This is a genomic window from Pseudomonas sp. FR229a (assembly GCF_030209115.1).
Taxonomy (GTDB): Bacteria; Pseudomonadota; Gammaproteobacteria; order Pseudomonadales; family Pseudomonadaceae; genus Aquipseudomonas; species Aquipseudomonas moraviensis_A.
The window spans coordinates 24,747-47,586 of the sequence record NZ_JARVSP010000039.1 but is presented as its reverse complement, the minus strand read 5'-3'; the positions used below and the strand labels follow the sequence as shown (position 1 = coordinate 47,586).

Sequence of the window (22,840 nt, the reverse complement as noted above, 5' to 3'; positions counted from 1 at the left end):
CGCTCATCAGAATCGACCACTCGCCCTCTGATCAAGCGACATGCAGACGACTGCGATCTCGTCAGAACGTATTCAACCAAAGCCAAAAAAAGAACGCAGCTTGCTCGGTGACTTGCGTTCGTAGAACGGTTTGGTCTCCTTAAGGAAGTAATCGCTCAGCCCGGCTTCTCCCGTCAGCACGCGACAAAAATCAACCGGGCCGCCATCTGGCGCTGTGTCCCCAGCGACGTTGCCGGCTTCGCGCATGACCTGCTCGATATCGCCATCTGCTTCGATGCCGACGATCAGGTGCGGTTTTTCATCGATCGAGGCGTCGTGCATCAGTGCCAGAAATGCGCGCTTCACGTTTGGATGTTTGGCCAGCAGTTGCGAGAGCGAGTGAACCATGGCCGATGGATAGTCCGAAGGTTGTCCAAGCAACACATTGGTTTCTTTCTCAACCGTGCGTTGCGTGGCGGGACGGCCGATTTCACCCGAGAGCAGGTGTTGCACTTCATCCGGGAGGAACTCTTTGCCGTAGGGCGACTTGGGATTGAGGAAGAGCAACGCGCCCAAGGTGATTTCGAACAGTGACCGGGCGGGGATCTCAACGTAGCTCTGCTCGCTGTCGATGGATTGTTGCAGTGTTGGCAGCGAGGAGAAGAACGGAATGACCGGCGTGCCATCGGGCTTCTGCCAATGGGCGATGCTGATGTTGCTGCCGGCTTCGAGATTGACATGGCCTTGAGCAGCACCCGCTGTGCCGAGGATGTAGACGGTGGAATCCAGGAGCGTGCGATAGAACTCTGGACGATGCGCAGGTTCGTCGGCGGCCAGTCGGAGTGATGTTTCCAGAGGGTTTTCTTGCGAAGTATCCATGAGGTCAGTCCGTTATTTTCGATGGAATGCGATGATTATCCCGCCGCGACGACTATACCTGCATTCACGATGGGGCTTGTCTGAAGATTCCGGATCTAAAGACTTTCAGACACCAGAACCGGCGCAGTAAGTTGCGCTGCTTTACCCAGCACCACAAAACCAACTGTGGGAGCGAGCCTGCTCGCGAAGGCGTCGTGTCAGGCGAATAATTCATAACTGATACACCGCTTTCGCGAGCAGGCTCGCTCCCACATTGGAATTGGGTTGGGCTTCACAACAAACTCCACGAAACTCCAACATAAACCCCCATCCCTTCACCCGGTGTCGAGCGTGCGGCATCCAGCCCGTTGTCGTCATACCCCGGGGTGACCGTTGCTGCGTAGCGTTTGCTGGTCAGGTTGCGCATGTCCACCCAGCCTTGCCAGTCGCCCTTCGGCGCGTTGTAGCCCAGCGTGGCGCCGAACAGGGCGTACGGGTCGGCGTAATAGCTGTTGGCGTAGTCCACGGCCACTTTGGATACCAGTTGCGTGTTAACGGCCGCGAAGAAACCTTGCGGCCAGTCGTAGCGCAATTCGCCCTGATAGTAGTGCATCGGCAAACCGGGCAGGCGGTTGTCGCCGAAGTGTTCATCGTCGCGGTAGTGGAAATCGCTGAACGTGTAGGCCTGGCGCAAGCTCAACTGGCGCCCGTCGGCGGCGGTCCAGAGTTTGCTGTCGAGGCTGGCCTCGATGCCTTGGTGAACGGTCGGGCTGGCGTTGAGTTCGTAAGGCGTGACGGCGTTGGCGTCGGGCAGTACCGAGAGCAGTTCGTGACGAACTTGCGCGTAGTACCAGGCAAGGCTCCATTCGCCGAAGGCGCTGTCGCCACGGCCGCCGAGTTCCAGGGTGGTGGCAGTCTGGTTTTGCAGTTCGATCGGGTCGCGCTGGGTGCCGGTGGCGGCACCGTTGCCGGCAGGGAAGCGAACGTTGGAGCTGTAGATCAATGACCACGGATGGGGTGCTTCGACGGAGCGGCTGAGGTTGCCGAACACTTGCACGTCCGGTGTGATCTGGTAGCGCAGGCCGATGCGCGGGGCGTAGTCCCAGTCGTTGAGACTGGTTTTGCCGCCGCCCTGCGGGTAGGTCACGGCGCTCTCGCGGCGGGTGTAGATGGCGGCGAGGCCGGTGGTCAGCCAGAGGTCGTCGGCGATTTCCAGGTCGTTACCGAAATGCAGCACGGTGTCCGACCCCTGATAGGTGAAGTTGCGCATACGCGTGCCCGGTGCATAGCTGGCGGTGTTGCCGCTCGGGATGCGCACGAACTCGCTGGCGCCATCGTTGGGCAGGTGCTTGGTGACGCGCAGCCCGACAGTGCTGCGGCTTTCCAGGCCGAACAGGGTGTCGCGGCGCTTGTAGTCGAAGGTGCCGCTGACGTCGGTGTAAGCCACCTTCAGCCGGTTCGGGCCTTCGCGCAAATCCATCGGGTAGTCGTGGTAGACGAGGCCGGTCTGGATGCTCGAATCGTCATCGAGGTAGAACGTGGTCTTGTTGCCGATGAAGGTACTGCCGGGTTGTTTGCGGCTGTCGTCGCGCGCCACATACGCCGGGTTGGCTGCCCGAGGACTGTGTTCGATGGAATGTTTGGTCACGCGGCCGGCGAGGTCGTTGTCGGTTTCCCGGTAGCGGAAGAAGAAGCGGGTTTCCAGGTTCGGGTTGAAGCGATAGCCGAAGTTGGCGATCAGGCCTTTGCTTTCACTGGCGGTGTGGTCCTGATAGCCATCAGCGTCGGCACCGGTCAGCGACACGTAGTAATCGAAATCCCCCAGCACTTGCCCGGAGCTGACCTGTCTTTGCTGATAACCATGGCTGCCGGTGGCGTAGCGCACTTGCAGTTTTGGCGCGGTGTAACCGGTGTGGCTGACGTAATCGATAGCGCCGCCCAGCGCCAGCGCGCCGCGATCAAAGCCGTTGGCGCCGCGCAGCACTTCGACATGGTCGACCCATAGCGGCTCGAGCAATTCATATGGAGTGCCGCCGGGGCCGGTCAACGGCAGGCCATCGAGCATCGTATACAGCCCCGAGGCGTGGGCGCCGGGTGCGCGGTTGATCCCCGATCCGCGGATGGAAATCTTCACGCCTTCGTTGCCCGCCGACCGCGCATACACCCCTGGCTGAAAGGCCAGCACGTCCTGATTGCTGGCCACGCGGCCCTGCAATGGCTGGCGCATGTCGACCATGTTGCTGCCGCCGGGCACCTGTTCGAGGCGTTCGCGAGCCTCTTCGACCGCTGCATCCGTGCCGCTGCGCTCATCCGCCGAAATCAGCACTTGCCCCAGCTCCAGACCCTGGGTCTCGGCCATTGCCGGACAGGCCAGGGCCAGACCGAGCAGGGCAGTGGGCAGTGATTTGGACGACGGCATCGAAAAACTCCAGCAAACAGGGGATCGGGCAATGAACAGTGCGACGTCAGAACAAACGCAGGAAACACATGATGATCCGGCTTTTTTCCCCGGCAATGGCAAACAACCGGGCGTGGACTAACCTCACGGATCAGGCCTTTAGGGTCAATAAACAATTTCACTGGGCTGTTGAAGCGCGAGGATCGATTCATGGCGAAAGACAGGAAGAAACCCGCAAAGGCCATAGAACGCCCGCGCTTGAAAAACAAGGACTACCTCGACCAATTGCGCAAGCTGCACGTGGAGCTGGTCAAGCTGCAGGAGTGGGTCATCGCCAAAGGTGTCAAGGTGTGTATCGTCTTTGAAGGCCGCGATGGTGCCGGCAAGGGCGGCACGATCAAAGCGATTACCGAGCGCGTGAGCCCACGAGTGTTTCGCGTTGTCGCGCTGCCGGCGCCAACCGATCGCGAGAAGAGCCAGATGCATGTGCAGCGCTATCTTCCGCACCTGCCGGCGGGCGGTGAAGTGGTGATCTTCGACCGCAGTTGGTACAACCGCGCCGGTGTCGAGCGGGTCATGGGTTTTTGCACCGAGGAACAGGCCGACAAGTTTCTCAAGTCGATCCCGTGGGTGGAAAACGCCATCGTCGATTCGGGGGTGATCCTGCTCAAGTACTGGCTTGAGGTCAGCCCCGAAGAGCAGACCCGCCGGCTCGAAGCGCGAATCAATGACGGGCGCAAGATCTGGAAACTGACGCCGATGGATCTGAAATCCTACAGCCGTTGGTTCGACTATTCACGGGCGCGGGACGAGATGTTCAAGCACACCGATACCGATCGGGCGCCGTGGATGGTGGCCGACTCCAATGACAAACGTCGCGCACGGCTGAACATCATTACCGATCTGCTCAGTCGCATCCCTTATGAAGAGGTGAAGCGTGACAAGGTCGAATTGCCGAAACGGCAGAAGCCGGGCAAGTACCGGGAGCCGGATTATCCGTATAAGCGGGTGGCTGAGCGGTTTTGACATTTGCCGGTTTTTTTGGGGGGCTTGGCGGCCTTTGGGCCGACCATGCGCTGGGGTTTTGGGGGGATATCCGTTTTTTTCGGTGCTGCGGCTGGCGGTTTCGCCCTTAAGGCGAGTCACCTTTTCCAGACGCCGAAAAGGTAACCGAAAAGGCTTGCTCCTGCGTTCGGCCCTCGCAGGCTCGGGTTCCTTCGCTACGGGATCGATCCTGGCGCAGCGGCTCCGGTTTGCTTCGCTGCACCTACACTCGCTGTGTCCGACTGCGTCGTACGGTCGCTTCGCTCCCACGCCCGGATCAATCCCTCCGCTCAGCCTTCCGACGTCGCCCGTAGATCAAAGGCACTCGAGCTTGCGCTCATTGTTGAGTGGTGCGGCTTCGCCGCGGGCAGCTGCGCTGCTTTGCTTTTCTGTGGGAGCGAGCCTGCTCGCGATGGCGGCCTGACAGCCGACCTGTTTTTGGAGGGAGTACGCGATCCAACCGTAGGAGCTGCCGAAGGCTGCGATCTTTTGATCTTGATTTTGCTTTTGCTTTTCTGTGGGAGTGAGCCTGCTCGCGAAGGCGGCCTGACAGCCGACCTGATCTTGAGGTTGTGCTCAATCCAACTGTAGGAGCTGCCGAAGGCTGCGATCTTTTGATCTTGATTTCGCTTTTGCTTTTCTGTGGGAGTGAGCCTGCTCGCGATGACGGAGGCACATTCACATTCAATCTGGCAGATATACCGCTATCGCGAGCAGGCTCATTCCGACCACGTTCTGTGCATTAACCTCCATCCGTCGTCTGCCCTGAACCTCCTTCTCGCTGTTTTTTCTACCGGGTAAGTCCCTCAGGAGATACCCGTATGTTCGATCAGCAGAAAAAGGCATCACTGGCGGCCTGGCGCAAGATGGCGGAGCAGGCAGAAGCCGCTCTGGATCCGGAGCAGCAATATGACGAGTTGCTCAAGGCCGCCGACGAGATGGAGGAGCAAGGCCTGATTACCAGCGCCGAATGGCGCCAATTGGTGCGCGATGCCGGTAACGTGTTTACCCACAACCAGGAAGAAACGCACGGCTGAAAACTGCCATCGGAGGACTTCCCATGCTCAGTTATCTGTTTATCGGCGCCAACGATGTCGAGCGTTCGGCGGCTTTTTACAAGGCGATCCTGACGCCGCTTGGCTACCGGCATGATCGCGAAGAGCATTACTGTTTCTACCTGCCTGATTGCCTCGACAAGTCCAACGGACCCGGCAGCGTACACATTTCAAAACCTTTCAATGGCGAGCGAGCAACGCCGGGCAACGGCATGATGCCGGCGTTTCGCGCCGACTCCCGGCAAAAGGTCGATCAGGTGCACAGGGTGGGGGTGGACAGCGGCGGCACCGACGAAGGCCCACCGGGCACTCGCGAGGCCTACACGCCGGACTTTTATGTGGCCTATTTGCGCGACCCCGAAGGCAACAAGCTTGCTGTGTTCTACAGCGGCTGATGAATGGAGCCTGTCGATTCGGCCCTGATGGCGGCCCGCGCCCAGTTCGCGATCACGATCAGCTTCCATATCGTGCTGGCGGCGTTCAGCATCGGTCTGGCGAATTTCCTCATGGTGCTGGAAGCGTTGTGGTTAAGGACCGGGCGCCAGGTTTATCTGGATGTTTACCGCTATTGGCTCAAGGTGTTTACGCTGAACGTTGCGGTGGGCACGGCGTCGGGATTGATTCTGGAATACCAGTTCGGCCTCAATTGGTCTCGGCTCTCAGTGCAGGCTGGCGATGTCCTTGGCCCGCTGATGTTCTACGAGGTGATGGCGGCGTTTTTCATTGAAGCGGGATTTCTCGGCATCATGTTGTTCGGCCTGAAGAAGGTCGGTCCGCGTCTGCACTTTTTCGCCACCTGCGCGGTGGCGCTGGGCTCGCTGATCAGCGCGTTCTGGATCCTTTCCGCCAATTCCTGGATGCACACCCCCGCCGGCTATGCGATGAGCGCCGACGGGCGTTTCCTCGCCGAGGATTGGTGGGCGATCATTTTCAATCCGTCGTTTCCGTATCGTCTGCTGCACATGCTGCTCGCGGTGTTCATCGGCAGTGCAACGCTGATTGCCGGCATCAGCGCCTGGCAGTTGCGCAAAGGATCAGAGAATCCGCGCGCTCGGCTGCAATTCTCCATGGCGCTGTGGATGATTGCCGTGCTGATGCCGGTGCAGCTTGTCGTCGGTGATCTGCACGGTCGGCACAGTCTCCACGCTCAGCCGCAGAAAGTGGCGGCCATCGAAGGCTCGTGGACGCGGCCGGCGCCGGGGGCAGGGGAGCCGCTGCGGCTGTTCGCCTGGCCGGATATGGACGAGCGGCGCAATCATTGGGAAGTCGCCATTCCACGCATCGGCTCGTTGTATTTGCATCACGATTTGACTGGCACCATCGCCGCGCTTGATGAATTCCCGGCTGAGGACATCCCGCCCGTCGCGCCAGTGTTTTTTGCGTTTCGGCTGATGGTCGGTCTGGGGCTGCTGATGCTCGGTCAGGGCGTGGTCAGCCTGGTTCTGCGTCGGCGCAATCGCCTGTACACCGCGCGCGGATGGCTGGGTGCTTGCGTGCTATTGGCGCCAGCCGGGTTTCTGGCGATGCTCAGTGGCTGGGTGGTTACTGAAGTGGGGCGACAACCGTTTACGGTCTATGGGCTGATGCGCACGTCAGACAGTCTGTCGTCAGTCTCCAGGGCGCAAGTCGTCGGGTCGACCTGGTTGATTCTGCTGTTTTATCTGCTGGTCTTCGGTATCGGCCTGTGGGTGTTGCTGCGCCTGTTGCGTGAGCCGCCGCAGCCGGATCAACCGGGGCCGCAGCCAACCCTTGCGGACGAAACCGGGCACTGAGGAGGCGCACACATGGGCACGGACTGGCTGACGCTGTTGTGCGCTGCCGCGCTGGCATTCTCGGTAATGAACTACGTATTGCTCGACGGCACCGATCTGGGCGTCGGCATGCTGATGGGCCTCACCCGTTGCAGTCGGCAACGGCGGGCCATGGCGGTGACGATTCTGCCGGTGTGGGACGCCAACGAGACTTGGCTGGTGCTCGGCGGTGGTGGGCTGCTGGCGTTGTTTCCGCTGGCGTACGCGATTCTGCTGCCGGCGCTGTATGTGCCTTTCATCGTGATGTTTCTCGCCTTGATTGCACGCGCCATGGCGTTGGAGTTCCGCGACTACGCAGCGAACGAACAGCGCAAAAGAATCGTCGACGGCGTACTGGCGCTGGCTTCGTTGCTGACCGGATTTGTCCAGGGCATGGTGCTTGGCACCCTCGTGCAGGGCGTTGCGCATCAGGGCGGGCATTACATTGGCGATGGCCGCGACTGGCTGAACCCGTTCCCGATGTTTTGCGGTCTGGTGCTGGTGCTGGGTTATCTCTGCCTGGGGACGTGCTGGTTGTACTGGCGCACCGAGGATGAACTGCAACGACGCTCGGCGCGTCAGGCCCGCGTGCTGGCGCTGGTCGTCGTGGCGTTACTGATGGTGCTGATCGGTTGGACGGCAACGTTACAGCCGCAATACGCCCGGCGGCTTGCCAGTATCTGGCTGTGGCTGCCAGCGGGGATGGTCGTCAGCGCTTTAGCGATGGTGTTCATCAATGGTTTGCGCAGCCGCTTCGATTGCGTGCCCCTGTTCGCCGCACTGGGCGTCTTCATCCTGGCCTTCGCACTGATGCTGGTCGCTCTGTATCCCTTCATCGTTCCGCCGGATCTGACCTTGAGCGAAGCCGCTTCCGGCCCGACCAGCCAGATCTTCATGCTGGTCGGTTTCGCCGTGCTGATCCCGATCACTCTGGCCTACAACACCTTCGGCTTTCGCGTATTCAGCGGCAAGGTTCGAGTTGCCGAGCACAGTTGAGACTCAGGTCACCCGGCCTTTTTTGCTGACTGGCGACAATCTCGAAGCGCGTAACAGATCAGCAAACGCCGCTTTGTCGATCGGCCGACTCATGAAATAACCCTGCACCTCGTTGCATTGATCCTTGCCGAGAATCGCCAGTTGCTCCTCGGTCTCGACGCCTTCGGCAGTCACCGTCAAACCCATGGCCTTGCCCAGGCCAATGATCGCCTGCACCACGGCGCGATCATTGGTGCCGCTGCTGATCGAGGCGATGAAACGTTTGTCGATCTTGATCCCGTCGAATGGATAGGCGCGCAGGTAACCGAGGGATGAATAGCCAGTGCCGAAGTCGTCCATGTTCAGGCGTACACCGAGTTCTTTGAGCTGGTTCATGGTGGTGAGCGCGCCATCGGTGTCGTTGAGCATCACGTTCTCGGTGATCTCCAGTTCCAGGCGACTGGCGGGGAAGCGCGTGTCGACCAACACTTCGCGAACGTCCTCGACCACATCGCTAAGGGCAAATTGCGCAGGCGAAAGGTTGACCGAAAGGAGAATGTCATGGGGCCAGTCCAGCGCGGTTTCGCAGGCTTCGCGCAGGACCCAGCGCCCCAGCGGCACGATCAGGTCGGTCTGCTCGGCCAGCGGAATGAACACGTCCGGCCCGAGCAAACCTTGGGTCGGGTGCTGCCAGCGCACCAGCGCTTCGACCGAAACAATCTGTTTGCCATCTACTTTGTAACGCGGCTGATAGTGCAGAACGAACTCGTTGTGCTTGAGCGCATGGCGCAGGTCATCTTCCATTTGCCGGCGCGTCTGGATCTGGTCGCTCATGTGCGCTTCGAAATAGCACCAAGTGTTCTTGCCGTCGGACTTGGCCTGATACAGCGCAATGTCGGCATAGCGAATCAGGTCGCTGGCGACGAAGCCGTGACGACGGCTCAGAGCGATGCCGATACTGGCGCCGATATGCAGCGGATGCTGCTCGTAATTGATCGGCTGATGCAGGCTGCCGATCAGCCGTGTGCAGAACTTGTCGATCTCGTGATGGCTGTCCATGCCGTTGAGCACCACGACAAACTCGTCGCCGCCGAGGCGCGCGACGATGTCGTTTTCACGGGTGCATTCGCGCAGACGCGTGGCGACTTCCTGCAATACCGCATCACCGGCCGGATGGCCGAGGGAATCGTTGATCGGCTTGAAGTTGTCCAGATCGATCATCAGCAGCGACAGCGCCGGCGCGTGTTCTTTCAATATCAGCACTTCATCCAGATACCGCGCCAGTTTGTTGCGGTTGGGCAGACCGGTGAGGGCGTCGTGCATCGACAGGTGCTGGATCTGCGCGTGGGCGGCGACCTCGTCGGTGATGTCGCTGGCGGTACCGCGATAGCCGACGACGCTGTCCTTGTCGAAAATCGGCCGTGCGGAGAGCCGGCAGTGACGCGGTTGCCCGGAGTGGTCGCGGTAGGTGCAGCGCAAATCCCCCGCGCTGTTTTCTTCGCTGAGTTTGCGCAGCCACAGTTCCAGCGGCGTGGTATCGCACGTCAGCAACTCACCAATGTCTTGCCCCAGCCAGAAGGCCTGTGGGTAGCCGGTCACCTCGCTGAACCGCGCCGACAGGTACGTCAGCGCCAGTTGACCATCGACTTCCCAAATCCAGTCCGAGGCCGCTTCGGCAACCGCACGAAAGCGTTCCTCACTGGCTTCGAGCGCATGATTGGCCGTCTCCAGTGCCTGATTCGACGCCTGCATGGCATGAATGCTGTTGTCGACGTATTGCGATGAGCGCAAGGCGTGGCGGAAGAAATAGGCGGTGAGCAGCATCAACACCAGAAACGTCGCGCCGAGCGGTGGCACCAGCGACCACAACAGTTGCTGGCCGGGTCGCTGCAGGTCGGCGACCAGGCTGTAGCCGGTGCTGTCGAGTGGCACACGCGGCTGACCGGATTCAATCGTTTCGTCCGGGGCAAGGGTCAGATTGGTCAGGCCATAACCGCTGCCGATCTTGCGCAGTTTGGTCGGGGTCAGCTTGTCGACGAACACCAGTACCGAGGTGTTTCTCAGTTCATCCAGCGGGCGTTCATCGTTGGGGATGATTGCGGCAGCGGTGATCAGCGCCGGCCAGCCTTCGAACAGCGAATAGCTGCTGACCGGTTTGGTCAGGTCGGGCTGTCCCAGCACTTGCTCGACCAGCGCCGGGGCGGAGGCTTGCAGCACCGTGGACACGTCGGTCTCGACCATCTGCCCTCGAATCACTGCGTACTTGGTGCGCTTGCGATCAAGGACGAACACGCCGTCATAGCCATCGGTGGTGAACAGGGTCTTGCCCATGTTCTGTTCGGTGTACGCCCATTCGGTGTCGACCGGCCCGCTCAACGCCTCAAAAGCGCGGGTCCAGTAGGCGTAACTGGTGATGTAGTTTTTCGACGCGGTGATGCGGTTCTCCACCGCCCGCACGGAATAGAACTGATTCTGTTCCAGGTCTTTGCTATCGAGGGTTTTGGCGATGCCAAGCAAGGTGCTGATGGCGGCTATCACACCGGCAACAAACAGCGCGCCAACGGCGATGGCCAGGCGTCGGGTTACGGCGCGTTGCGGGGTGGGGATTGGCTGCGCAGCGAGTGTTACGGCCATGTGCTCGTCCTTGATCCGGTGTCTTGTGAATCTAGAACAATGGCGCGGGCACAATGTTCAGATTGTTGTTCTATGACATCGCCTGATTTGTTCAAAGTGTAGCGAATCCCACGGGATTTCCAGCATCGCCGGCCAGCGGCGAATCCCGAAAGGGCGAGACTTCCCGCACAAAAACCGGATAATGGCCGCCATTCGTTTAGCCGTATTCTGGTAATCCCGCATGGAAATCAAGGTCAACTTTCTCGACAACCTTCGACTTGAAGCCAAGTTCGACGACTTCACGGTGATCGCCGATCAGCCCATCCGCTACAAGGGCGATGGCTCGGCACCGGGGCCGTTCGACTACTTCCTGGCGTCGTCGGCCTTGTGCGCGGCTTACTTCGTCAAGCTGTACTGCGACACGCGCAACATCCCGACAGAGAACATTCGCCTGTCGCAGAACAACATCGTCGACCCGGAAAACCGCTACAACCAGATCTTCAAGATTCAGGTGGAATTGCCCGCAGACATCTCCGACAAGGATCGCCAGGGCATCCTTCGTTCCATCGACCGCTGCACCGTAAAGAAAGTGGTGCAGACCGGCCCCGAGTTCATCATCGAAGAAGTCGACAACCTCGACGCCGATGCCCAGGCCTTGTTGATGCCGCAGTCCGATTCCCAGGCGGGCACCTACATTGCCGGCAAGGACCTGCCGCTGGAACAGACCATCGCCAACATGTCGAAGATCCTTGCTGACCTCGGCATGAAGATCGAAATTGCCTCCTGGCGCAACATCGTGCCGAACGTCTGGTCGCTGCATATTCGCGACGCACATTCGCCGATGTGCTTCACCAACGGCAAGGGCGCGACCAAGGAAGGCGCACTGGCTTCGGCGCTGGGCGAGTTCATCGAGCGCCTGAACTGCAACTTCTTCTACAACGACCAGTTCTGGGGCGAAGACATCGCCAATGCCGAGTTTGTGCATTACCCGGACGAGAAATGGTTCAAGCCCGGACCGAAGGACGAGCTGCCGAGCGAGATTCTCGACGACTACACCCTCGGCATTTACAACCGTGACGGCGAACTGCGTGGCTCGCACCTGTACGACACCAACTCCGGCAACACCCAGCGTGGCATCTGCTCGCTGCCGTTCGTGCGCCAGTCGGACGGTGAAGTGGTGTACTTCCCGTCCAACCTGATCGAAAACCTCTACCTGAGCAACGGCATGAGCGCCGGCAACACCTTGGCCGAAGCGCAGGTGCAATGCCTGTCGGAGATTTTCGAGCGTGCAGTAAAACGCGAAATCCTCGAAGGCGAAATGGCCCTGCCGGATGTCCCGCAGGAGGTGCTGGAGAAATACCCGAGCATCCTCGCCGGCATCAAAGGCCTGGAAGAGCAGGGCTTCCCGGTGCTGGTCAAGGACGCCTCGCTGGGCGGTGAATTCCCGGTCATGTGCGTGACCCTGATGAACCCGCGCACCGGCGGTGTTTTCGCCTCATTCGGCGCGCACCCGAGCCTGGAAGTCGCGCTGGAACGCAGCCTGACCGAACTGTTGCAGGGCCGCAGTTTCGAAGGCCTCAACGACTTGCCGCAGCCGACATTCTCCGGGCAGGCGGTCACCGAGCCGAACAACTTCGTCGAGCACTTCATCGACTCCAGCGGTGTGGTGTCGTGGCGCTTCTTCAGTGCCAAACCAGACTTCGAATTCGTCGAGTGGGACTTCTCCGGCCAGGGCGAAAATTCCAACGCCGAAGAAGCCGCGACCCTGTTCGGCATCCTCGAAGACATGGGCAAGGAAGCCTACATGGCGGTCTACGAGCACATCGGCGCCAAGGCCTGCCGCATCCTCGTGCCGGATTATTCGGAGATCTACCCGATCGAAGACCTGATCTGGGACAACACCAACAAAGCCCTGCAATTCCGCGCCGACATCCTCAATTTGCACAACCTCAGCAAGGTTGGCCTGCGCAATCTGGTCCAGGGCCTGGAACGCAGCGAGCAGGACGACTACACCGATATCACTACGCTGATCGGCATCGAGTTCGACGACAACACGCCGTGGGGCAAGCTGACGATCCTGGAACTGCGCTTGCTGATCTACCTCGCGTTGCAAAAATTTGACGAGGCCAAGGATCTGGTGGAGGCGTTCCTGCAGTACAACGACAACACCGTTGAACGCGGCTTGTTCTATCAGGCAGTCAACGTGGTGCTGGAGATGGAGCTGGATGAAGACCTTGAGCTGGAGGATTACGAGGCCAATTTCCGCCGGATGTTCGGTGACGAGCGCATGGATGCGGCGATTGGATCGGTGAATGGCAGCGTGCGCTTTTACGGTTTGACGCGGACGAGCATGAAGCTGGAAGGGCTGGATCGGCATTTGCGCTTGATCGAGAGCTATAAAAAGCTGCATGCGGCGCGGGCGGGTGTGGCGGCTTTGTCGCGTTGAAGAGCTGGCTCAGAACGTTTCGCTTTCGGCTTGAGTATGGCTGCGTGGCTTGAACCGCAGCCCCTCACCCCAGCCCTCTCCCGAGGGAGAGGGAGCCGATTTTCAAGCTTTTCAGAATTTGAGTTCGACTCGGTTTCCCAGGTCGGCGTATTTCCACAAGACACCTCACCCTAGCCCTCTCCCTTTGGGAGAGGGCTAGGGTGAGGGGCTTTGGCTTTAGCGGCCATGCGCTGCATCTGCCAACTGCCCCGTATCCACCCGCACAAACACTGAATCGCCCACCGCCGTCAGCACTTCCCCGGCATACACCTCGCAAATCACCCGGGTCTTGCGCCCGACCTCACCTTCGACCCGCGCGCGCAAGAGCAGCGGTACGCCCATCGGTGTGGGCTTGATGAACTTGATCCCGAGGTTGCCCGTGACGCAGTCGATGCGCGGCAGGCTGCCGGCTTCGCGGTTTTCCGCGCGGTAGTGCCAGGCCATCGCGGTCCAGTTCGAGTGACAGTCGACCAGCATCGCGATCAGTCCGCCGTAAACCAGATCCGGCCAGCCGCAGTATTGGGCTTCAGGCAGGTGTTCGGCGATCACATGGCGGCCGTCGTCGTCCCAGCGGCTTTTGACGTGCAGGCCGTGCGGGTTGCGGCCGCCGCAGCCGTAGCAAAACGCCTTCGGGGGCGGCGAGGTCTTGCAGTGGGGTGTCGTGGCTGGACATGGCGGGGATCATCCTGGGGTGGCAAGGCCGGACAGGCGCAAGCGATTGCGGCCGCCGCGTTTGGACTCGTAGAGCGCGGCGTCGCCCAGTTCGATCAGCGCATCCAGACTGGCCGGTGGTCTGTCGAACAGGGTAGCGCCGATGCTCAGGGTCACCGCAGCAGACGTGGGATAGGTGTGCGACGCCAAGGCCAGAAACTGTTCGCGCAAGGCATTGCCCAGTTCAAGAATAGCTTCGGCTGAAGCGTCGTTGAGCAGCATCAGGAATTCATCGCCGCCCAGGCGCGCGGTCAGCGCATGGGCCGGCAGCCGGGCGCGGATCATTTCGCTCAAGGCGATCAGCAAGCGGTCGCCGGCGATGTGCCCGTACTGATCGTTGACCAGTTTGAAGTTGTCGATATCGATCAACAACAGCGCACCCGGGCGTTGCGCGCAAACCCCGGCCAGCAGGCGTGGCGTGCGTTTTTCCAGGGCGCGGCGGTTGTAGAGGGCGGTGAGCGGATCGCGCTCGGCGAGGCGGGCGATCTGCTTTTCCCGGCGATAACGTTCGGTGCCGGTCATCGACAGGGCGATCAGCATGATCGCCATGGCGCCTTCGACCAGCGAGATCTGAATGATCTCGCCGCGAAACGCCGCCAGATCGATCAGCGTGCCGGGGATCACTACGGTCAGGGCCTTGGCGACATAAAAGATGCCGTGGCCGAGCAGCACATAACGCAATTGCACCGCGCCGACGCTCAATGATTTGCCGTGCGGACGCAGCAGCGAACTGGCCTTGAGTGTGGGAATCGCCACCAGCAGCGAGTTGGCCACCAGCATGGCTTTGGACCACAGCGGTCCGTCCGGCAATAACAGCATGATCAGCCACGTCGCGAAAATCAGGTACCACGCCGGCGACAGTCGGGCCTGGGTGAAGCGTGCCACGCCGAGCAGGAAAAAGAAGTGTGCGGTCACCAGCAGGCCATTGGCGAACCAGATGCCCAGCAGCAGAAAACCACTGCTGCGCAGCAGGGCGAGGGTTGAGCCGATAGTGATGGTGGCGAAACCGGCGCTCCAGAACAGTAGCGAAGGCTCACGGATACTGCGCCACTCGACCGCCAGGTACAGCGCGGCAGCGGCTGCGAGGGCGATCGTGATGGTCAGCATCGTTGGCGGGTCGAGCGGCATTTCCGGGCAGGCCTGTCTGTATGGCAATAGGCCTGCGATTGTAAGCGTTTGGTCAGGTTTTTCGCAGGGGAAGCTTTGCCGGGCAGACCACTGGCGCTCCAGCATTCACTCTTGCGGGCGTAGCCAGGTGTCGACAACACGGCGATCGAGCTCTTCCCAGTAGGCCATGCCCAGCACCCGCGTGGTATTGAGCCCGCGCAGGTAACCGCGCAGTTGGTGAGCGGTGTCGCGGATCAATTGCGCATCGTCGGTGTTTTTGTCCAGCAGCACGGTTTCGTACTGGACCAGGTATTCCGCCACCCGCTCGCGATATTCGGGCAGCACGGCGTCACGGATCAGATCAAACGTTCTCAAGGCGAGACCCTCATCATTTTTTTGGTAGGTCCAGTGTGCATCAGTCTGCGTGGCACGCAACTATTGCTGGAAGTAATAGTGACCATCAAGAAACGCAAGTTCTGCTTTGCCGGCGATCGGCGGAAAATCGCCTCCATCGAAGACGCAGCTCAAGGAAATTGCGCGATGAACGTTCTGACTCGACTGGCAATGATCGCCCTGCTGATGGGCGGGTTGGTGACCGCACCGGCTTACGCAGACGACGCCCGGTCGTGTCACCTGCAACCCATCGCCGCCAGCACCTCGGCGTTGCAGCACACGCAGACCGTGGGTGTATTGCTCAGCGAGAACACGCTGCAGAACCTGCAATACCTGGAGCGCTACCACGACATGGCGCTGAACGGCGCGAAAGACGCGCTGGACTCGCGAATCCGCGACGCCTTTGTCGGCAGCTCCGATCCGGAACTGGCGCTCGACTGGCTGGTGAGTTCGCTGCAGCAGCAGTTCGTCTCGGTGACTGTTTACGACAATCTCGATGCGCTGGTGCAGGCCCATCCGGATGTGGTGGTCAAGCTCGACACCTTCAATCGCTTGCTGACCCAGCGCAACAGTCTGGTCGAGGCGCGCTTTTCCGCGCGGTTCTACGACGCCGATCTGCAATACATCGGCAAGGCCGAAGGAGCGATCGAGCGAGAGCTGCCTTCGGTCTGGGTGCACAACCAGGCGGCGCCGCAAGTCGCTGCACAGATCAATCAGCAGCGTGACCTGCAACTCGACGCGCTGAAGCAATTCGATGTATCGCTCAAGGCCTTGGTGGCGTCGAGCTGATTCTCAAAAAAAATTGAATGGCAGCGGCGATGCCGTGAAGTCGAACCGTTGCCGGTTGAACCGAACCTTTATTTTCAGGATTACCCCCGATGCGTGCTTTATTCGTGCCTGCCATGGCTTTGGCTTCCCTGTTGCTCGCTGGTTGTGCTTCGGCACCGAACGATCCGACCCTGACGTTGCAGACCAGCAAGACGCCTGCGCAATACGCTGAGTGTGTGGTGCCGAAGTTGCAGGGCAGTGCGTTGAATCCGACGGTTTCGCAGAGTCAGCGCAGTTATCGGATTGTGGTGCCGAGCAAGGTGTCGGCGGATAACGTGCTGGAGGCCTACAAGGCCGGGAAGGGTGGCAAGGTGTTCATTTATGAGCGGCATTTGCTGGCGTCGAATTTGTTGCCGTCGAGTTTTGAGCGGGCGGCTCAGGATTGCATTTGATCTGAGCGCTTGGGTGGTTTTTTACAGAGCTCCTTTGGTTGGCCGCAACCAACCAATTTTTTGGCCCCACACTGGTTTTCCGGTTGTGGGGTTTTTTTTGGGGGCTTGGCGGCCTTTGGGCCGACCATGCTCCTTTTGGGTTTGGGTGTATATCCGTTTCTGCGGTAACGGCTTCTTATGGTTCCGCTCTTACAGCGGGTCACTTTGGCAAACGCCCCAAAGTAACCAAAGGTCTGTGCCCTGACGTTCGGCCCGCTCGCTTAGGCTCGGGGTTCCTTCGCTGCGGGATCGATCCTGGCGCAGCGGCTCCGGTTTGCTTCGCTGCACCTACACTCGCTGTGTCCGACTGCGTCGTACGGTCGCTGCGCTCCCACGCCCGGATCAATCCCTCCGCTCAGCCTGCCGACGGGCTCCAGGATCAAAAGCGGAACTCGAGCTTGCGCTCATTGTTTGTAGGAGCTGCCGAAGGCTGCGATCTTTTGATTTTCTGTAGGAGTGAGCCTGCTCGCGAAGGCGGCCTGGTAGCCGACCTGTTTTTGAGTGGAGCGCGATCCAACTGTAGGAGCTGCCGAAGGCTGCGATCTTTTGATCTGGCCTTTGCTTTTGCTTTTGTGGAGAGCAAGCCTGCATTGGACGTTGGGTGTTGGCCAATTCCTGTCCACGCCACAAAAACCTGTGGGAGCTGGCTTTCCAGCGAAGGCGGCCTGACAGACGCCCCATTTCTCACTGAATGTACGCAATCAAACCTGTGGGAGCGAGCCTGCTCGCGAAGGCGGTGTGTGCCGCGATCACGAACAGCGCTCCGGAACCCGTTCACCCAGTCACACACCCAGCCGGCACTTTTCCCGCAAACGTATCTACCAGACTCGCCACCACCATTTCCCCCATCCGCGTACGCGTCTGCAATGTTGCACTCGCCCTATGCGGTTGCAGCACCACCTGTTCGTTGCCAAACAAAACTTCTGGCACATTCGGCTCATCGACGAACACATCCAGCCCAGCCCCGGCAATCTCGCCAGCCGCAAGGGCGGCGATCAGATCCGTTTCGTTCACCAGTTTGCCCCGGGCGACGTTGACCAGGTAACCGTCCTTGCCCAGCGCTTGCAGCACTTTCGCGTCGATAATCGCTTCGCCCTTGTCCGCCGCGGCGGCGAGGATCAGGGCGTCGCTGTCGCGGGCCAGTTGTTTGAGGTCGGCGACGAAGGTGTGGGGGACGTCGCTCATGGGGTGCAGATCGGTGTAGCTGATCGGGCAGCCGAAGGCGGCGGCGCGGGTGGCGATGGCGCGGCCGACGCGGCCCATGCCGACGATGCCGATGCGCATACCGGAGACTTGTCGGGCCAGTGGCAAGGGCGCGAGAGGGGTTGGGCTTTGCGGCCATTGGTCGGAGCGTACGTAGCGGTCGCTGGTGCACAGGCCGCGGCAGACCGAGATGAGCAGGCCGATGGCGAGGTCGGCGACGTCTTCGGTGAGGGCGCCGATGGTGGCGGTGACGCGGATGCCGCGGTCGCGGGCGTAGGCGAGGTCGACGGCGTCGGTGCCAACGCCGTTGACCGCGACCACTTCCAGGTTTGGCAGTTGCGCCATCAGCGCCTGGCTGATGCCGGTGTGGCCGCCGGTGATGACGCCGCGGATGTTGGCGCCGTGTTCCTCTATATAAGCGGGCTTGTCCGTCTGCTGGAAGTAGCGGCGTACGGTGAACAGTTCTTCCAGGCGCGCGTTGATTTGCGGGATCAGGATCGGGCTCAGTTGCAGGATTTCTGGCTTCATGGCTACCTCGTTACGCAATAAAAAGGCCGGCTCAACCGCGGCCGGCAAACGGCATGGCGCTGGCCATGACGGTCATGTTCAGGACGTTGGCCGACAGCGGCAGGCCGGCGATGTAGCGCACCGCGTCGGCGACGTGTTTGACGTCGACCATCGGCTCGACGGCGATGCTGCCGTTGGCCTGGCGCACGCCTTTGGTCATGCGCACCGACATTTCCGTCAGGGCATTGCCGATGTCGATCTGGCTGCAGGCGATGTTGAATTCGCGGCCGTCCAGTGCCAGGGATTTGGTCAGGCCGAGCACGGCGTGTTTGCTCGCGGTGTAGGCGCTGCTGAACGGGCGCGGTGTGTGCGCGGAAATCGAACCGTTGTTGATGATCCGTCCGCCCTGTGGCTGTTGCTTGCGCATCAGCCCGAACGCGCCGCGGGCGCAGAGGAAGACGCCGTTGAGGTTGGTGTCGATCACGTTGCGCCATTGCTCGAACGTCAGTTCATCCAGCGGCACGGCGGGGGCATTGACCCCGGCGTTGTTGAAGACCACATCGAGGCGGCCGTAGACCTCGGCAATCGTCGCAAACAGCACGTCGACACTGGCCGGATCACGCACGTCAGTGGGTACCGCGAGTGCTTGATGACCTTGGCTCTGCGCCAGTTCGACCAGTGCTTGCAACGGCTCGGGTCGGCGACCGGCGAGCACGAGAGTGAATCCATCGGCCATCAGGCCCAGCGCCACTGCGCGGCCGATGCCACTGCCGGCGCCGGTGACCAGTGCGACTTTCAAAGGGGTGGTCATATTGTTGTTCTCCTTGTCTCAGAATTCGCCGGATCAGGGCCGTGGGCCGACGCGCATTTGCAATTGACCGATGCCGTCGATGCCAGCGCTGATCACGTCGCCCGGTTGCAGGCTGTCGACGCCGGCGGGGCTGCCGGTCATGATCAGGTCGCCAGCGCGCAGGGCCACGGATTGCGAGATGCGGGCGATCACTTCGCTGACCGACCAGATCTGGCTGTCGAGGTTGTCGCGCTGGCGTTCTTCGCCGTTGACGTTCAGCCACAACTCGCCCTCGGGATGGCCGGAGCGGCTCACCGGGACGACGGCGGTCATCGGCGCGGCGCCGTCGAACACCTTGGCGCCTTCCCACGGCAAGCCGTTGCTCTTGGCCGCGCGCTGCACATCGCGGCGGGTCAGGTCGAGGCCGGCGGCGTAGCCCCAGACGTAGGCCAGAGCCTGATCTTCAGGAATGTTGGCGCCGCCTTCGCCGATAGCGACGACCAGTTCGATTTCGTGGACGAAATCCTCACACACTGAGGGGAAGGCCACGTCGCCGACGGCATCAACCACGCAACTTGCCGGTTTCATGAAGAACACCGGTGGCTGGCGCGACTGGCCTTGAGTGTCCGGCCATGGGTAGTTGCGCCCGACACAGAACACCCGGCCAACGGGGAAGCGTTGTTCGCTGCCGAGTACCGGCAGGGTTACGGGCAGATCCGGGGTAAAGACGTATTCGGTCATGTTCATCCTGCGGGTCATCCTGTTTGAAAGGGCAGCGTACGGCGGCTGGCGTCGGCGAAGTTGGACGAAAGCCGCCTGCGTTTGGACAAATCCGGGTTTTTCCGCTCAACGCACCTTCAGTTCGATGCGATACAGGCGTCCGAGCAACAACGAGTAGGAGAGCGTGCCGATCAGCGCCACGCCGCCGATGAACCAGAAGGCATAGGCGAAGGTGCCGGTGGCGTGGACGATGGCGCCGATCACGATCGGCGTGACGATGCCGCCGATGTTCGCCGCCAGGCTGGTGATGCCGCCGGTGAGGCCGATCAGCTCTTTCGGCGCTACTTCCGAGACCGCCGCCCACGACGAAGACGCGATACCTTGGGCGAAGAAGGCGATGGTCAGCACGGCGATGCAGATCAGGTTGGAGTCGGTGAAATTCACCAGCACGATCGACATGCCCAGCATCGAGCCGACCACCAGCGGCAGCTTGCGCGCAAACGACATCGAGTAGCCGCGACGGATCAACAGGTCGGAAACGATGCCAGCCAGCAGAATTCCCACCGTCGCACCGACGAAGGGCAGTACGGCGAAGATCCCGGCCTTGATCATGGTCAATTTGCGTTCTTCGATCAGGTAGGTCGGGAACCAGGTGAGGAAGAAATACAGCGCCGAGGTGCTGGCGAATTTGCCGATGCAGATCGCCCAGATCTGCCGATAACTGAACAGCTCGGCAATCTGCCGCCAGTTGAAACGGGTGCGTTCCTGACTGCTCTTGACCAGACCGCCGCCGGTTTCGATGTACTTCAATTCTTCCTGGCTGACTTTCTTGCAGTTCAGCGGATCGCGATACAGGTACAGCCACAGCACACCGAAGACAATGCCCAGTGCGCCGGTGCTGTAGAACACGTGGCGCCAGTCGAAGGTGGTCGCCAGCCACAGCAGCGCGCCGGTGAACAGCGCCGTGCCGAGGTACTGGCCGCACACGTAAATGCTGCTGGCCAAGCCGCGTTCCCGCGCCGGGAACCACACCGTTACGGCCCGGCTGTTGGCCGGGAAGGCCGGGGCTTCCATGGCGCCGACCGCCAGACGCAGGCCGAACAGCGAGGCGAATCCGGTGGCGAAGCCTTGGCAAACGGTGACGGTCGACCAACTGATCAGCGATACGCCGTAGGTGAAGCGCGAGCCAAACCGGTCGGCGATAAATCCCGCTGGCACCAGTGCCAAGGCATAGGTCCAGGCGAAGGCAGAAAAGATCAGGCCCATTTCGATCTTGTCCAGGCCCAGATCCTTGGCCATGAACGGCGCGGCAATCGAGATGTTCACCCGGTCGATGTAATTGATGATCGTCGCAATCAGCAGCAGCGACAGCATGAACCAGCGCCGCCGGGTGGGCAGGCGCTGCGACGAGACGGCATCGCGTGCGCCGGCAATCACCGGCGGCACCGTGGCACTGGAAGAGTGGGAGTTGGACATGCGGAGACCTCGTTATTGTTAGAAGAGTCGAGATTTTTCGAGCAGCCGACGCCGTTGCCCGCAACGTGTGGGGCAAGGCGATCGAACGGCTTGCAGCGCGGGTTTCAGACGTTCAGGAACGTCTTTCTGCGATTGACTTGAAGGGGAGGTCGGGCGGGGCGGCGAGGGGGAATAGCAGGATCATGACGTGCGCACCTTTGATTGTTTTTGAAAGAGGTTGGGCTGCGTTGTCATTACAGTGGTCGTACAACGGTTCTAAATCAACCGGCGGGTTAGAACGTTTTTTCTTCAAAAATGGGGATTGGGCGAACCTGTCCAAAAAGATAAATACGATTTGTCTTGATAAAAAGGATCACATAGGCATCTTAATCGCCTGATTAATAACGGTTATGCGAATTTCGATAGCAATTCAGTTTTTGGACAGGCGCGTGGCGAGGCTTGTCTCATAAAAGCCATTGTCATCGTATGACTCATTGCCGCATCCCGCTCAACCCTGCAAGATGACAGGCGCCACCTCACTGCCCGGAGGACCTCCCGCCCATGTCTTCACCCAGCCGTATTCCGACCTACGTCATGCAGCAGCGCAGCGAATTGATCGATTTCTACATTCGCGACAAAAAGGGTCGGCGCGCTGAAACCGCGCCTCACCGGCATGAGTATTTTCAGATCCAGATCAACCTCGGTGGCGACACCGTGCAGCACATCGGCAGCGTGCAGCGGCCGTTCCCGCGCAACACCCTGGCGTTCATCCTGCCCCATCGCGTGCATGTGATTCCGCATCCCGAGGACAGCAATTTCATCGTCATCAACTTTTCCCAGACGTTCCTCTTGCCGCATTTGCAATGCGACCCGATGGATCTGGAAGAAGTGTCGATCCTGCTGGCGCCGGAGCTGTCGCCGTTCCGCTTTCAGGAGCATCTGGATTTCATTCTGGGCGATGAAGATTTCGCTCAGGTCTGCGGCTTGATCGAGCAGATGCGTGCACTGGATGAGAACCGTCAGTTCGGCACGCGGGAAATGCTCAAGGGGCTGTTGCTGCAGATGATTGGCAGCGTGTGTTTTCTCTATGCCGAACCGCTCAAGGGTCTGGCGGAAGAGAATGCCGCCGAGAACAGCCGTCGCGACGCCCTGAGCCGGATGTTCGAATACTTGCGGAAGAACATCGCCGATCCTGATCTCAACCTGATTAAAGTCGCCGCTGCGACCTATCTGTCACCGACCTACCTGACGCACTGGCTGCGCAAGGAGATCGGCAAGACGTTCACCGAGCTGGTGCTGGAGCGGCGCATGCACGCAGCGCGCAATTTTTTGCTCAACAGCACGCGCTCGGTGGGCGAGGTGGCGCGCTTGTGCGGGTTCGCCGACGAGGCCTATTTCTCCCGACGCTTTCGCCAGATTCATGGCCAGCCGCCGGGGCAGTTCCGTCGGCGCCAACTCAACCCGGACACGCCGCAGACGCCGTTGAACACCTGAGCGG

Annotated in this window: 18 protein-coding genes and 1 pseudogene; 9 read left to right on the top strand and 10 right to left on the bottom strand. The window is 60.5% G+C overall.

The genetic code is table 11. The features are described 5' to 3' along the window. Positions 1-72: 72 nt before the first annotated feature. Positions 73-858: an enhanced serine sensitivity protein SseB gene (sseB, locus tag QRN33_RS25990; RefSeq protein WP_065617156.1), complete on the bottom strand. Its 786-nt coding sequence runs from the start codon at positions 856-858 to the stop codon at positions 73-75. Positions 859-1,129: 271 nt separating this feature from the next. Further along, on the bottom strand, positions 1,130-3,256 hold the full coding sequence (locus QRN33_RS25985; RefSeq protein ID WP_285410936.1) for a TonB-dependent receptor family protein: 2,127 nt from the start codon (positions 3,254-3,256) through the stop codon (positions 1,130-1,132). Between the two features lie 189 nt (positions 3,257-3,445). Between QRN33_RS25985 and ppk2 the strand changes: the two genes are divergently transcribed. The 5 genes from ppk2 (at position 3,446) to cydB (ending at position 8,120) form a co-directional block, all read left to right on the top strand. Then, complete coding sequence (gene ppk2 / locus QRN33_RS25980) at positions 3,446-4,261, top strand: polyphosphate kinase 2 (protein ID WP_252881853.1); 816 nt, start codon at positions 3,446-3,448, stop codon at positions 4,259-4,261. 839 nt (positions 4,262-5,100) lie between these two features. Then, on the top strand, positions 5,101-5,316 hold the full coding sequence (locus QRN33_RS25975) for a hypothetical protein (protein ID WP_042610282.1): 216 nt from the start codon (positions 5,101-5,103) through the stop codon (positions 5,314-5,316). Between the two features lie 23 nt (positions 5,317-5,339). After that, complete coding sequence (locus QRN33_RS25970) at positions 5,340-5,729, top strand: VOC family protein (RefSeq protein ID WP_285410934.1); 390 nt, start codon at positions 5,340-5,342, stop codon at positions 5,727-5,729. 3 nt (positions 5,730-5,732) lie between these two features. Next, a complete protein-coding gene (locus QRN33_RS25965; RefSeq protein WP_285410933.1) occupies positions 5,733-7,106 on the top strand; it encodes a cytochrome ubiquinol oxidase subunit I in 1,374 nt (457 codons plus the stop codon). A 12-nt stretch (positions 7,107-7,118) separates the two neighbouring features. Next, positions 7,119-8,120: a cytochrome d ubiquinol oxidase subunit II gene (cydB, locus tag QRN33_RS25960; protein ID WP_285410931.1), complete on the top strand. Its 1,002-nt coding sequence runs from the start codon at positions 7,119-7,121 to the stop codon at positions 8,118-8,120. Positions 8,121-8,123: 3 nt separating this feature from the next. Here the strand turns inward: cydB and QRN33_RS25955 are convergent, their stop codons facing one another. Next, positions 8,124-10,733: a bifunctional diguanylate cyclase/phosphodiesterase gene (locus QRN33_RS25955; RefSeq protein ID WP_285410930.1), complete on the bottom strand. Its 2,610-nt coding sequence runs from the start codon at positions 10,731-10,733 to the stop codon at positions 8,124-8,126. A 220-nt stretch (positions 10,734-10,953) separates the two neighbouring features. Between QRN33_RS25955 and QRN33_RS25950 the strand changes: the two genes are divergently transcribed. Next, on the top strand, positions 10,954-13,158 hold the full coding sequence (locus QRN33_RS25950) for an OsmC domain/YcaO domain-containing protein (protein WP_285410929.1): 2,205 nt from the start codon (positions 10,954-10,956) through the stop codon (positions 13,156-13,158). A 216-nt stretch (positions 13,159-13,374) separates the two neighbouring features. On the opposite strand, the pseudogene QRN33_RS25945 reads toward QRN33_RS25950, so the two are convergent. The 3 genes and pseudogenes from QRN33_RS25945 to QRN33_RS25935 form a co-directional block, all read right to left on the bottom strand. Then, positions 13,375-13,870 (bottom strand): annotated as a pseudogene (locus QRN33_RS25945) (PaaI family thioesterase). Positions 13,871-13,878: 8 nt separating this feature from the next. Beyond that, positions 13,879-15,036 (bottom strand): GGDEF domain-containing protein, encoded by a 1,158-nt coding sequence (locus tag QRN33_RS25940; protein ID WP_285410927.1) that lies wholly within the window; start codon positions 15,034-15,036, stop codon positions 13,879-13,881. 105 nt (positions 15,037-15,141) lie between these two features. Then, positions 15,142-15,390 carry a hypothetical protein gene (locus QRN33_RS25935; protein WP_042610412.1) on the bottom strand — a complete coding sequence of 83 codons (249 nt, stop codon included), beginning with the start codon at positions 15,388-15,390 and terminating at the stop codon, positions 15,142-15,144. A 165-nt stretch (positions 15,391-15,555) separates the two neighbouring features. Here QRN33_RS25935 and QRN33_RS25930 point away from each other — a divergent pair, with 165 nt between their 5' ends. Beyond that, complete coding sequence (locus QRN33_RS25930) at positions 15,556-16,197, top strand: class II glutamine amidotransferase (protein ID WP_123418784.1); 642 nt, start codon at positions 15,556-15,558, stop codon at positions 16,195-16,197. An 89-nt stretch (positions 16,198-16,286) separates the two neighbouring features. Continuing rightward, on the top strand, positions 16,287-16,628 hold the full coding sequence (locus QRN33_RS25925) for a hypothetical protein (RefSeq protein ID WP_042610291.1): 342 nt from the start codon (positions 16,287-16,289) through the stop codon (positions 16,626-16,628). Positions 16,629-17,441: 813 nt separating this feature from the next. On the opposite strand, the gene QRN33_RS25920 is transcribed toward QRN33_RS25925, so the two are convergent. From QRN33_RS25920 to QRN33_RS25905, 4 genes are all read right to left on the bottom strand, one after another. Then, on the bottom strand, positions 17,442-18,398 hold the full coding sequence (locus tag QRN33_RS25920) for a 2-hydroxyacid dehydrogenase (RefSeq protein WP_285410923.1): 957 nt from the start codon (positions 18,396-18,398) through the stop codon (positions 17,442-17,444). A gap of 31 nt (positions 18,399-18,429) precedes the next feature. Next, positions 18,430-19,188 (bottom strand): SDR family oxidoreductase, encoded by a 759-nt coding sequence (locus QRN33_RS25915; protein WP_056785129.1) that lies wholly within the window; start codon positions 19,186-19,188, stop codon positions 18,430-18,432. Positions 19,189-19,221: 33 nt separating this feature from the next. Then, positions 19,222-19,914 carry a fumarylacetoacetate hydrolase family protein gene (locus QRN33_RS25910; RefSeq protein ID WP_042610294.1) on the bottom strand — a complete coding sequence of 231 codons (693 nt, stop codon included), beginning with the start codon at positions 19,912-19,914 and terminating at the stop codon, positions 19,222-19,224. 99 nt (positions 19,915-20,013) lie between these two features. Then, positions 20,014-21,363: an MFS transporter gene (locus QRN33_RS25905; RefSeq protein WP_285410920.1), complete on the bottom strand. Its 1,350-nt coding sequence runs from the start codon at positions 21,361-21,363 to the stop codon at positions 20,014-20,016. A gap of 540 nt (positions 21,364-21,903) precedes the next feature. On the opposite strand from QRN33_RS25905, the gene QRN33_RS25900 reads away from it, so the two are divergent. Continuing rightward, a complete protein-coding gene (locus QRN33_RS25900; RefSeq protein WP_285410918.1) occupies positions 21,904-22,836 on the top strand; it encodes a helix-turn-helix transcriptional regulator in 933 nt (310 codons plus the stop codon). The last annotated feature ends 4 nt before the right edge of the window (positions 22,837-22,840 follow it).

What these genes read in the sequence shown, in the direction of transcription:
- sseB (WP_065617156.1), bottom strand. Translation starts at nt 858, where the DNA reads ATGGATACTTCGCAAGAAAACCCTCTGGAAACATCACTCCGACTGGCC.
- QRN33_RS25985 (WP_285410936.1), bottom strand. Translation starts at nt 3,256, where the DNA reads ATGCCGTCGTCCAAATCACTGCCCACTGCCCTGCTCGGTCTGGCCCTG.
- ppk2 (WP_252881853.1), top strand. Translation starts at nt 3,446, where the DNA reads ATGGCGAAAGACAGGAAGAAACCCGCAAAGGCCATAGAACGCCCGCGC.
- QRN33_RS25975 (WP_042610282.1), top strand. Translation starts at nt 5,101, where the DNA reads ATGTTCGATCAGCAGAAAAAGGCATCACTGGCGGCCTGGCGCAAGATG.
- QRN33_RS25970 (WP_285410934.1), top strand. Translation starts at nt 5,340, where the DNA reads ATGCTCAGTTATCTGTTTATCGGCGCCAACGATGTCGAGCGTTCGGCG.
- QRN33_RS25965 (WP_285410933.1), top strand. Translation starts at nt 5,733, where the DNA reads ATGGAGCCTGTCGATTCGGCCCTGATGGCGGCCCGCGCCCAGTTCGCG.
- cydB (WP_285410931.1), top strand. Translation starts at nt 7,119, where the DNA reads ATGGGCACGGACTGGCTGACGCTGTTGTGCGCTGCCGCGCTGGCATTC.
- QRN33_RS25955 (WP_285410930.1), bottom strand. Translation starts at nt 10,733, where the DNA reads ATGGCCGTAACACTCGCTGCGCAGCCAATCCCCACCCCGCAACGCGCC.
- QRN33_RS25950 (WP_285410929.1), top strand. Translation starts at nt 10,954, where the DNA reads ATGGAAATCAAGGTCAACTTTCTCGACAACCTTCGACTTGAAGCCAAG.
- QRN33_RS25940 (WP_285410927.1), bottom strand. Translation starts at nt 15,036, where the DNA reads ATGCCGCTCGACCCGCCAACGATGCTGACCATCACGATCGCCCTCGCA.
- QRN33_RS25930 (WP_123418784.1), top strand. Translation starts at nt 15,556, where the DNA reads ATGAACGTTCTGACTCGACTGGCAATGATCGCCCTGCTGATGGGCGGG.
- QRN33_RS25925 (WP_042610291.1), top strand. Translation starts at nt 16,287, where the DNA reads ATGCGTGCTTTATTCGTGCCTGCCATGGCTTTGGCTTCCCTGTTGCTC.
- QRN33_RS25920 (WP_285410923.1), bottom strand. Translation starts at nt 18,398, where the DNA reads ATGAAGCCAGAAATCCTGCAACTGAGCCCGATCCTGATCCCGCAAATC.
- QRN33_RS25915 (WP_056785129.1), bottom strand. Translation starts at nt 19,188, where the DNA reads ATGACCACCCCTTTGAAAGTCGCACTGGTCACCGGCGCCGGCAGTGGC.
- QRN33_RS25910 (WP_042610294.1), bottom strand. Translation starts at nt 19,914, where the DNA reads ATGAACATGACCGAATACGTCTTTACCCCGGATCTGCCCGTAACCCTG.
- QRN33_RS25905 (WP_285410920.1), bottom strand. Translation starts at nt 21,363, where the DNA reads ATGTCCAACTCCCACTCTTCCAGTGCCACGGTGCCGCCGGTGATTGCC.
- QRN33_RS25900 (WP_285410918.1), top strand. Translation starts at nt 21,904, where the DNA reads ATGTCTTCACCCAGCCGTATTCCGACCTACGTCATGCAGCAGCGCAGC.